This is a genomic window from Amycolatopsis sp. NBC_01286 (assembly GCF_035982555.1).
Taxonomy (GTDB): Bacteria; Actinomycetota; Actinomycetes; order Mycobacteriales; family Pseudonocardiaceae; genus Amycolatopsis.
Window position 1 is genome coordinate 2,834,140 of record NZ_CP108428.1, and the last position, 10,642, is coordinate 2,844,781.

Sequence of the window (10,642 nt, forward strand, 5' to 3'; positions counted from 1 at the left end):
GGCCGGTGCCGGGTAACCGAAGCACGTGATGCCTGCCATGTAGGGGCACTGTTCCGCGGGTGCGGGATGTTGTACCCAGTGAGACGCTCGACGCGGAGCGTTCCCGAAAGAAGGCAGGCGAAGCATGGGTCAGGCGATCTACACCGCGGTGGCGACGGCGCGCGGAGACGGCCGCAACGGCGAGGTCACCTCGTCCGACGGCGTCATCGACGAGTCGTTGGCCATCCCGAAGGAGATGGGTGGCCCGGGCGGGGACAAGACGAACCCCGAACAGCTCTTCGCCGCCGGCTACTCGGCGTGCTTCCACAGCGCGCTGCAGCTGGTCGCGCGTCAGGCCAAGGTGCCGCTGCACGACACGACCGTCACGGCCGAGGTCAGCGTGCTCAAGCAGGACGTCGGGTTCGGTCTCGGCGTCGCGCTGAAGGTGTCGCTGCCGGGTGTCGAGCAGGCCCAGGCCGACCAGCTGGTCGAGCAGGCCCACCAGGTCTGCCCCTACTCCAACGCCACCCGCGGGAACATCGAGGTCGCGCTCTCCGCGACCGTCTGATCCCGCTCCGGATTCCAGGAAAGGATCAAGCATGGCCAAGTCGCCGATCAAGAGCCCGCTGGCCGAGGCCGACAAGGAGATCACCGGCAACGCCCTCCAGGCGACGCTGGTGGACCTGGTCGACCTCTCCCTCATCGCCAAGCAGGCGCACTGGAACGTCGTCGGCGCGAACTTCCGCAGCGCGCACCTGCAGCTTGACGAGCTCGTGACCACCGCGCGCGAGTACGTCGACCAGGTCGCCGAGCGGGCGAACGCCATCGGCGTCTCGCCGAACGGCAAGGCGAAAACCGTCGTCGAGAGCTCCGGCCTGCCCGACTACCCGGACAACTGGCAGTCGGTCGAGTCGACCGTCGGCGCGATCGTCGACATCCTGTCGGCCCTCATCGAGCGGCTGCGCAAGCGCATCGACGAGACCGACAAGAGCGACCTCGTGACGCAGGACCTGCTGATCGAGATCACCCGCGCCCTCGAAGAGGCGCACTGGATGTGGCAGGCCCAGCAGGCCTGACCCCGTCTCGCGAACGGCCGGTTCCTCCGGGAGCCGGCCGTTCGCGCGCTCAGTGGTGGAACGCCGTCGCCTTGGCCGGGTCCTTGGGGCGGCCTCCTTCCTTCTCCAGCTCCGGGACCACCCGGGCCAGGTCGGCCAGCAGCAGGTCCGCCAGGTCGTGCGTGAAGCCGTTGCGGACCACGATCCGGAGCACCGCCAGGTCCGTGCGATCGGCCGGGAACGTGTACGCCGGTACCAGCCAGCCGCGCTCGCGCAGCCTGCGGGACACGTCGAAGACGTCGAAGTTCACGCCTGGGCGGGTGGTGACCGCGAACACCGGCAGCTGATCGCCGTGGGTCAGCAGCTCGAACGGGCCCAGGTCGGCGACGCCGGCCGACAAGTGCGTCGCCACATCACGTGAGGCCTGTTGCACCGCGCGGAATCCCTCGCGGCCGAGCCGCACGAACGTGTAGTACTGGGCCGCGACCTCCGCGCCCGGGCGGGAGAAGTTCAGCGCGAACGTCGGCATGTCGCCGCCGAGGTAGTTGACGTTGAACACCAGCTCCGACGGCAGCGCCTCCTTGTTCCGCCAGATCACCCAGCCCACTCCCGGGTACACCAGCCCGTACTTGTGGCCGGACGTGTTGATCGACGCGACCCGCGGCAGCCGGAAGTCCCACTCCAGCTCCGGGTCGAGGAACGGCGCGATCATCGCGCCCGACGCGCCGTCGACGTGCACCGGGATGTCCCAGCCCGCGCGCTCCTGCAGCGCGTCGAGCGCCGCCGAGATCTCCGCCACCGGCTCGTAGCTGCCGTCGAACGTCGAGCCGAGGATCGCCACCACACCGATCGTGTTCTCGTCGCAGCGCGCCACCGCCTCCTCGGCGGAGAGGTGGTACCGGTCGCCCTCCATCGGCACCAGCCGCGGCTCGACCTCCCAGTACTCGCAGAACTTCTCCCAGCACACCTGGACGTTCACGCCCATCACCAGGTTCGGCTTCCCGGTGCGGCCCAGCTTGGACCAGCGCCGCTTCAACGCCATCCCGGCGAGCATGCAGGCCTCGGACGACCCGGTCGTCGAGCAGCCCATGATGTCGGTGAGGTCGGGCGCGTGCCACAGGTCGGCGAGGATGTTCACGCAGCGCCGCTCCAGCTCGGCGGTCTGCGGGTATTCGTCCTTGTCGATCATGTTCTTGTCGACGCACTCGGCCATCAGCTCACGCGCTTGCGGCTCCATCCACGTCGTGACGAACGTGGCGAGGTTCAGCCGCGCGTTGCCGTCGAGCATCAGCTCGTCGCGCACGAGCTGCAGCGCCGTGTCCGGTGGCACGGGCGCGTCGAGCAGCTTGTCGTGCGGCATGACGAAGCCCGCCGCGAGCGCCGGGTTCGCTCCGGCGTACATCGGATTCGTGCCGCCGACGCGGTCCGGGCGGTCGGTTTTTCCCTGGTGCAGAACCATGAAACCGACGGTAGCGCCATCCGCCGGCAGCCGCGTGCGCGAACGGTCGGTCCCGGTCCGAAAGAGACCGCAACCGACCTTTCGCGGCAAAAGTCAGTCCCGCCACGGCCCCGGAACCCCCGTGATCAGAGCCGGAACTCACGTGTCTGGACCCGGAACTCACGTGATTGGGCCCGGAACTCGCGTGATCGGAGCCGGAACTCGCGAGTTCCGTCCCCAATCACGCGGGATACGGGTCGGATCACGCGGGAGACGGGTCCAGACACGTGGGTTCCGGCCTCGATCACGTGGGATACGAGTCCAGTCACGTGGGAGACGGGCTTGATCACGTGGGTTGCGGGGTCAGTGCCAGGACTTGGCTCGGGCGTACTGGTTCGGCCAGCGAACCTCGCCGCCGAGGACGTTCGCCGCGCGTAGCGGCCAGTGCGGGTCGCGCAGCAGGGCTCGGGCCAGGAACACCGCGTCCGCCGAGCCCGAGGCCACGATCTCCTCCGCCTGCTCCGGGTCCGTGATCATGCCCACCGCGCCCGTCGGCAGGCCCGTCTCGGTGCGGATCCGGGCGGCGAACGGGACCTGGTAGCCCGGGCCGACCGGGATGTCCGGGTTCGGGGTGTTGCCGCCCGAGGACGCGTCGACCAGGTCGACGCCGCGCTCGGCCAGCAGCTTCGTGAGACGCACCGAGTCCTCGATCGTCCAGCCGCCCTCGGTCCAGTCCGACGACGACAAGCGCGCGAACAGCGGCACCGACGAACCAACCTCGGCGCGCACCGCGTCGGTGATCTCCAGTGCCAGCCGGGTGCGGCCCTCGAAGTCGCCGCCGTAGCGGTCCGTGCGCGAGTTGGACAGCGGGGACAGGAACTGGTGCACCAGGTAGCCGTGCGCGAAGTGCAGCTCCAGCAGGTCGAACCCGGCGTCGAGCGCGTGGCGGGCGCCGGCCGCGAACGTCGCCGGCAGGGCGCTCACCTCGTCCGTCGAAAGCGGCCGCGCCGGGTCGTAGGTGCCGAACGCCTGGGCGTCGGCGCCGACGCTCTGCCAGCCGCCGTCCGAAGTGGCGACGCTGCCCGAGCCGTCCCACGGGCGCTTCGTCGATCCCTTGCGGCCGGCGTGGGCCAGCTGCATGCCGATCGACGTGCCCTGAGCGTGCACGAAGCCGACGACCCGGCGCCACGCGTCGGCGTGCGCCTCGCTCCAGATGCCGGTGTCCTGCGGGCTGATCCGGCCCTCGGGGGTGACGGCCGTCGCCTCGGTCAGCACCAGGCCGGCGCCGCCGGTGGCGAACTGGCCCAGGTGGACGAGGTGCCAGTCGCCTGGCAGGCCGTCGGTGGCGGAGTACTGGCACATCGGGGACACCCACGCGCGGTTCGGCAGCGTCAGGCCGCGGACGGTGATCGGGCTGAAGAGTCGGCTCACATCCCGATCAACGACACGTGCTCGCGGTCTCTTCCCGTCGCCGACCCGGGTACCGGCGAGTAGCGTCACACACATGGGTGTCGCTGCTGACGAACGCCAGGCGTTGAGCTCGCTCTTCGAGGACCTCGGGCCCGACGCGCCGACTTTGTGCGAAGGCTGGACGACGCGGGATCTCGCCGCGCACCTCGTCGTGCGCGAGCACCGGATCGACGCCGCGCCGGGCATCGCGGTGCCCGCGCTCGCCGGGTACACGAAGAAGGTCCAAGACCGCTACGCCGCGAAGCCGTGGGCGAGCCTCGTCGACCAGGTGCGCCAGGGGCCGTCGAAGTTCTGGCCCACCTCGATCGGCCCGCTCGACGAGCTGACCAACGGCGCTGAGTTCCTCGTCCACCACGAGGACGTCCGCCGCGCGCAGCCGGACTGGAAGCCGCGGCCGGCCGACCCCACCCGGGACGCCACCGCGTGGCGCTCGGCGAAGGGTGCCGCGAAGCTCAACCTCCGCAAGTCGCCGGTCGGCGTCACCCTCCGGACCGCCGACGGCCGCGAGGCCGCGGTCAAGACCGGGCCCGACCCCGTGACGGTGGTCGGGGACCCGGTCGACCTGCTGCTGTTCGTGTTCGGCCGGGACGCCGTGAACCTGGACTTCCAGGGCGACCCGGCCGCGGTCACGAAGCTCCAGTCGGTGAAGCGGGGACTCTGAGCGCCCGGTTCACCCACCGCCCCACCGGCAACGCGACGACGATCGCGGCCAGCACCAGGTGCACGGCCATGAACGCCACCGCGGCGGGCACGCTCGGCGGCCCGCCGAGGAACACGATCATGTGCGACGCCCACTTCAGCTCGGTCGGCTTCGTGCCCGCCGCCCAGACGTCGTTGAGCGCCCAGAACGTCAGGTCGTTGACGCCCGAGATGACCACCAGGATCGACGCGACGCCGGCCTTGAGCACGTTCGCCGTCCGGCCGCCGCCGAGGCGGTAGGCCAGCAGCGCGAACAGCACGATGAACGTCGTCACGAACAGCTCGAACTGGTAGACGGGCTGGAACGCGTCGTCGTCCGTGGCCGCGTCGCGGGCGAACGCCTGGACCCGCATCACCAGTTCGGTGTCCAAATAGGACATGTAGACGAACACGGCGAACACGATCAGCGCCGGGCCCAGCTTCGTGCGCGGGAACAGCGCGACCGTGAGCACCGCGAACAGGAACGGGCACAGCTTGAACGCCCAGTCCCCGACGTTGTCCAGCGTCTGGTCCGGCGGCAGGATCACCATGATCAGCAGCGTCGTGACCACGGCCGGGACGGCGGCCACCAGCCACAGCCACCGCCGCCGCCGGTACAACGCGCCGACCCACCCCTGATCGGGGGTGACCGGTGCGGGTGCGGAGATCGTCATTCGGTGTCTTCCTCCAGCCGCGGCTTCTCGACCCAGAACGGGCCGAGGGCCAGTGCGTCGACGTCGGTCTTCAGGTAGCAGGCGATGGCGTCGGCCGGGCTCGCCACGATCGGCTCGTTGTTGTCGTTGAACGACGTGTTGACGACCATCGGCACGCCGGTCAGCTTCTCGAACTCGCTGATCAGCCGGTAGTACAGCGGATTGTCCGCCTCGCTGACCGTCTGCACCCGCGCGGTCCCGTCGACGTGCGTGATCGCCGGCACCTCGGCGCGCTTGTCGGGCAGGACGTCGAACACCAGCAGCATCACCGGTGACGGGTAGTCGCTGACGAAGTACTCGCCCGCGCGCTCGGCCAGGCACGACGGCGCGAACGGCCGGAACGCCTCGCGGTGCTTGACCTTCTCGTTCATCCGGGTCTTCGACTCCGGGTCGCGCGGGTCGGCGACGAGCGAGCGGTTGCCCAGCGCCCGCGGCCCGCACTCCATCCGGCCCTGCACCCAGCCGACGATCCGGCCGTCGGCGATCTTCGCGGCGGTGTGCGCGGCGATGTCGTCGACGTGGGTGTACTCGACGCCGGCGTCCTGCAGCGCCACCTCCATCTCGGCCTCGGTGTAGTCCGGGCCGGTGTAGGTGTAGCCCTCGCGCGGGCGCGGCTTGCCGTACTTGCCGACCGAGACCTCCAGCGCCGCGCCGAGCGCGCAGCCGTCGTCGGCCGCCGCGGGCTGGGCGAAGAAGTCCTCGAACGGCGTCTCCAGCAGGATCCGGCCGTTCATGACGCTGTTCAGCGCGACGCCGCCGGCGACGCACAGCCGCTTCGAGCCGGTCTCGCGCTGGAGCCACCGGGCCAGGTGCAGGCCCGCTTCCTCCAGCGTCACCTGCAGCGCGTACGCGATGTCGCAGTAGTGCTGGGGAACGGGGTTCGCGGCCGTGACGCGGGTTTTCGGCCGCGCCGGGCCGAAGGTGCGGGAGAACTTCTCGGCCATCACGTGCTTGCCGGTGCGGTGGTGGGCGAACCAGCTCAGGTCCAGCTCGAAGCCGCCGTCGTCGTCGAGGTGGATGAGCTGCTTGAACGCGTCGACGTAGGTGTCCTCGCCCAGTGGCGCGAGGCCCATGATCTTGCCCTCGTCGCGGGTCGGGTAGAAGCCGAGGTAACCGGTGACGCCGGCGTACATCGCGCCGAGCGAGTGCGGGAACTTGATGCGTCGCAGGTCGACGATCTTGTTGCCGCGGCCGTGCGCGAGGTAGGTCGCGGTGCCGTCGCTGCCGATGCCGTCGAAGGTGAGCACGGCGGACTCGTCCCACGGCGAGATGAAGTAGCCGCTGGCCGCGTGCGCGCGGTGGTGGTCGACGAGGTGCGTCTTGAACTTCGTCGGGCCGGTCCACCCGGTGGCGTCCTTGACGTCCTGCTCCAGCGTGTAGGACCGCTTGATGTGGGCCAGGACCGCGCCGCCGACGTGGTAGTCGTCGTGGCCCGAACCGCCGCCGGTCTTGAAGGTGTCGACCATGCCCGACGAGCGGCCGCCCTCGTCGCCGTTGGGGTTTCGGAAGACGTCCAGCGTGCCCGGGAAGTAGCGCGCGAACACCTTGGCCGCGTGGATGCCCTCCTTCCAGCGCTGCCAGTAGTAGGCGACGTGGTCGACGTCGGCCAGCGTGATCCCGGCGCGCTCCAGGCAGAACTTGATGGCCTCGGCGGGGAAACCGCCGTCGTGCTTCTTGCGGGTGAAGCGTTCCTCCTCGGCGAAGGCGATGATCTCGCCGTCGCGCACGAGTGCCGCCGCCGAGTCGTGGACCCTGCTGATGCCCAGTACGTACATGATTCTCCCAGTTCAGAACGAGTGACGGCGGTGGAGCAGGCGCCGCAGGACGGCCGCCTTGACCGCGAGCGCGAGGACGAGGGCGGCGAACCCGCCGACCGGCCCGAGCGGGGGCACGAGCAGCGCGGCGCCGACGGCGGTGGCGGCGAGCGCTACTACGGCGGTGCCCGAGGTCAGGGTCAGCACCTTGCTGTTGGTGTTTTCGATGAGGAAGCTCGCGTAGAGCCCGGTCGCGTACAGCGCCGTCTCGACGAGCACGAGCACCCCGAGCACGACGTAGCTGTCCTCGGTCATGAGCAACGCGCGTGTCGACGGCACGGCGAGACCCGCCCCGAGCAGCACGGCGAAGCCGATCCCGGCCCGTTCGACCAGCTTCAGCAGCTCCGACGCGCGGGCCCGGCCGGCCACGGCGCCGGTGCCGCGCATGCGACGTGACGCCGTCGGCTGGTGCAGCTTCAGCTGGTAGAACAGCAGCGAGCAGAACGCGCTCGACACCAGCAGCGCCAGGTAGAACGGGCCGCTGTCGGTCGTCCGCCCGGACAGGGCCAGCACGCCGAACACCACCGACGTCGAGATCACGTCGAGCAGTTCGGTCAGGCCGAGCAGGACCGTGCTGCGCCCGTACGCCGGCAGGAGCCGGTGCCCGGGCACGCCGCCGCCGCGCAGCCACGGCCTCGGCAGCAGGGCCACCGACGCGCCGAGGATCACGACGAGCCCGGCGAGCAGCAGCGCGAGGTGCGTCTCGGGGGACCACCGCACCGCCCAGGTCACGCACGTGACGATCCCGACGACGACCGAGCCCGCGGCGAACGCGAGCGCGTCCAAAGTGGACTTGTCGCGCAGCCGGTGCAGACCGGACACGGTCATCAGCAGCCCGCCGGCGATCGACCACGCGGCCGCCGTCAGGTACAGCGCCGCGTCCGATTTCGGCGCGACGACGAGCGCGACGACCATGGCGGCCAGCACCACCAGCACCGGCATGGCGGCGATCCGGACCGCGAGCGCGGCGACCGCGTCCCGGGTCAGGCGCAGCCGGGGCAACGCCTTGAGCGCGGACTTCTCCGCCGCGGCCGGCACGAAGTTCAGCCACGTCATCAGGCCGAGCGCGTTCGTGAAGCGCCCGTAGTCGTGCGCGCCCCACGCGGTGAGCAGGACCAGCCCCATCAGCTGGACCGACAACCGGAACACCCCGCGGCCGGCGAGCAGGCGCAGCACCACCGCCGGTCGTGGCGGGGCCACGACCGGCGGGGCGGCGGGGGGCAACCCCGTCACGGCAGGGGTACCGCCATGTCCTGCTCGTGGAGCAGGAACTTCAGCGTGCCGCGCACCTCGTTCTCCGCGGCGAGCACCTCGGGCACGGACCGGGCGGTGAGCACGACGTAACCCAGCTTGTAGCCGGCCTGCTCGTACGGCTTGACGTAGGACCCTTCGTCGGCGAACAGGTGCAGCCCGACCACACCGGGCATCGTGCGGACGTCCTCGACACCGTCCACCCGGGACAGATGACCACCGCGGTCGGACGCGAGGATGTGCACCAGCGTCGGCTTCGCCGCGTGCAGGTCCAGCTCCACCGCGTCACCGGTGGCCGCCGCGATCCCGGCGGCGATCAGGTCGGCGCCGTAACAGTGCTGGATCGCTTCCGCGAGGCCGTTTCCGCCCATCCGCGCGCCCATCTCGATGAGGTAGAGCTGCCCGTCGCGGCCCAGGACGGCGTCCAGCGTGAGCGGCCCGGTCCGGTAGCCGAGCTCGGCGCAGATCAGGTCGAGCGCCTCGATCAGCCGCAGCTCGGCGTCCGCGGGCAGTTCGCCGGGCAGCAGGTGCGACGACGTCACGAAGAACGGCGGCGGCGTGAGCGTGCGTTCGGTGACGGCGTGGAAGACGATCCGGCCGTCCACGACCAGCGCTTCGATCGTGTAGTGCGTGCCGTCGAGGTGCTCCTCGACGACCAGGCGGCCGGACGGCGAGAACGCGAGCGACTCGGTGAACGCCTTGGCCAGCCGGCCGGGGCCGGAGCACGAGACGACCCCGCGGCTGCCGGACGAGTCGACCGGCTTGACCAGCGTCGGGAACCGCAGCTGCTGGGCGGCGTTGACCAGCTCCGGGCCCGGGCGGCCGGCGACACTGCGGTAACCCGGGAGTCCTAAGTGGTCACACAGCGCGCGGAAGACGGACTTGTCCGTCGACGCCTGGACCGCGTACTCGGGCAGGGGATCCGGCAGGCTCCAGTGCCGGGTGAGCCACGCGAGCGTCGGCAGGCCGACGTCGCTCGCCGGGCAGAGCACCCCGGCGATGTCGGGCCGGCCGTCGAGCGCCGCCGCGATCTGCTCCGGCGCCCGCACGCTGACCTGCAGGAACTCGTCCGCGAACGCGACACCCGGCGCGCCCGGCCGGACGTCGACGCAGATCGTGCGGAAGCCCAGCTCGCGGGCCCGTTCGTAGGTGCTCACCGCACCGTCCGCGCCGCCCAGGATCACCAGGGTTCTCGCGGAGCCTCTCTCGGAACTTGTCACGCTGAAATGCCTTTCCCCAGTTGCACATCGATCCGCCGGGGCCCCTCGGGGTCCTCGGTCGTGAAGAGCCGGTCCTCGACGTCGACCACGACGTTCGCCTCCCGGATGTAGAACTGCCGCGGCTTCGGCTGCCCCGCGCCGACCACGACGAGGTAGCGCACGGTCAGCGAGAGCACCAGCAACAGCACGGTGAGCAGCATGAAGAGCGTCACGGCCGTGGCACTCGCGCCGAGCAGGCCGGCCGCCGCCGCCGCGGCGGCCAGCACCCCGAAGCCGGCGGCGAACAACGCGGTCGCCGAGGCCACGGTGGTCAGCCGGCGGGTGAACCCGACGAACAGCTCGATGGCGTGCGACGACAGGAAGCTCATGCCCACTTTGGACTCGCCGCGCTCGCGGGCCCGGTGTGCCACCTGGACACAGGTGTAGCGGCTCGTCAGCCGCGGGACCGTGGCCAGGAAGTACGGCGTGCCGAGCCGCAGGTCCACGATCTTCCGGGCCAGCTCGGCCCGGACCAGCCGGAACGCCGTGGCGCCCGGCGGGATCTCGATGCGCAGCAGGCGGGCGCCGATGAAGTGGAACGCGGCGGTGCCCCAGCGCCGCAGCCGCGGGTCCTGCCGGTTCGTGCGGACGCCGAAGACCGCGTCGTACCCCTGTTCGGCCGCCGCGATGAGCTTGTGCGACTCGGCGGCGGGGAACTGCTGGTCGGCGTCGATGTGCAGCACCCAGGGTTGCGACGCGTACCGGTAGCCGGCCGAGAAGGCGGCTTCGAAACCGAAATTGCGGCTGAAGGACACATACCGCACCCGGGGGTCGGCCGCGGCGAGTGTGCGGATCTCGCCCAGCGTTCCGTCGGTGCTCCCGTCATCGATGTAAAACAGTTCGAGTGAATAGTCGGACAGTTCGTTGGTTATTTCCCGATAAGACGGTCCGACGTTGTCGACTTCGTTGAAGCACGGAATGACTACGGTGAGTCCGCATGTCGCCGGACCAGGGAATGCCCTGGTCATCTGCAACGCCGGGCGGG

10 protein-coding genes are annotated in these 10,642 nt (G+C 70.5%); 3 read left to right on the top strand and 7 right to left on the bottom strand.

Annotated features, from left to right (window positions below):
• The first annotated feature begins 124 nt into the window (after window positions 1–124).
• Together OG570_RS13835 and OG570_RS13840 are read left to right on the top strand one after the other, a co-directional pair.
• Window positions 125–547: an organic hydroperoxide resistance protein gene (locus tag OG570_RS13835; protein WP_326956753.1), complete on the top strand. Its 423-nt coding sequence runs from the start codon at window positions 125–127 to the stop codon at window positions 545–547.
• Window positions 548–578: 31 nt separating this feature from the next.
• Window positions 579–1,055 (top strand): Dps family protein, encoded by a 477-nt coding sequence (locus OG570_RS13840; RefSeq protein WP_326956754.1) that lies wholly within the window; start codon window positions 579–581, stop codon window positions 1,053–1,055.
• Window positions 1,056–1,104: 49 nt separating this feature from the next.
• Here OG570_RS13840 and OG570_RS13845 read toward each other — a convergent pair whose 3' ends face one another.
• Window positions 1,105–2,493: a glutamate decarboxylase gene (locus OG570_RS13845; RefSeq protein ID WP_326956755.1), complete on the bottom strand. Its 1,389-nt coding sequence runs from the start codon at window positions 2,491–2,493 to the stop codon at window positions 1,105–1,107.
• A 342-nt stretch (window positions 2,494–2,835) separates the two neighbouring features.
• Complete coding sequence (locus OG570_RS13850; RefSeq protein WP_326956756.1) at window positions 2,836–3,903, bottom strand: NADH:flavin oxidoreductase/NADH oxidase; 1,068 nt, start codon at window positions 3,901–3,903, stop codon at window positions 2,836–2,838.
• A 73-nt stretch (window positions 3,904–3,976) separates the two neighbouring features.
• Here OG570_RS13850 and OG570_RS13855 point away from each other — a divergent pair, with 73 nt between their 5' ends.
• Window positions 3,977–4,603: a TIGR03085 family metal-binding protein gene (locus OG570_RS13855; protein ID WP_326956757.1), complete on the top strand. Its 627-nt coding sequence runs from the start codon at window positions 3,977–3,979 to the stop codon at window positions 4,601–4,603.
• Here the strand turns inward: OG570_RS13855 and OG570_RS13860 are convergent.
• From OG570_RS13860 to OG570_RS13880, 5 genes are read right to left on the bottom strand one after another with little or no spacing between them, the layout of a single operon-like run.
• Window positions 4,569–5,294 carry a hypothetical protein gene (locus OG570_RS13860; protein WP_326956758.1) on the bottom strand — a complete coding sequence of 242 codons (726 nt, stop codon included), beginning with the start codon at window positions 5,292–5,294 and terminating at the stop codon, window positions 4,569–4,571. The two genes, OG570_RS13855 and OG570_RS13860, sit on opposite strands and share 35 nt — an antisense overlap.
• Window positions 5,291–7,108 carry a carbamoyltransferase family protein gene (locus OG570_RS13865; RefSeq protein WP_326956759.1) on the bottom strand — a complete coding sequence of 606 codons (1,818 nt, stop codon included), beginning with the start codon at window positions 7,106–7,108 and terminating at the stop codon, window positions 5,291–5,293. Before OG570_RS13865 ends, OG570_RS13860 begins: the two co-directional genes overlap by 4 nt.
• 12 nt (window positions 7,109–7,120) lie before the next feature.
• Window positions 7,121–8,380, bottom strand: coding sequence for a hypothetical protein (locus OG570_RS13870; protein WP_326956760.1), 1,260 nt, complete (start codon window positions 8,378–8,380; stop codon window positions 7,121–7,123).
• Entirely contained in the window at window positions 8,377–9,555 is a 1,179-nt protein-coding gene (locus OG570_RS13875) for an ATP-grasp domain-containing protein (protein WP_442788269.1), read from the bottom strand. Before OG570_RS13875 ends, OG570_RS13870 begins: the two co-directional genes overlap by 4 nt.
• Before the next feature lie 59 nt (window positions 9,556–9,614).
• Window positions 9,615–10,625 carry a glycosyltransferase family 2 protein gene (locus OG570_RS13880; protein WP_326956762.1) on the bottom strand — a complete coding sequence of 337 codons (1,011 nt, stop codon included), beginning with the start codon at window positions 10,623–10,625 and terminating at the stop codon, window positions 9,615–9,617.
• Window positions 10,626–10,642 lie beyond the last annotated feature (17 nt).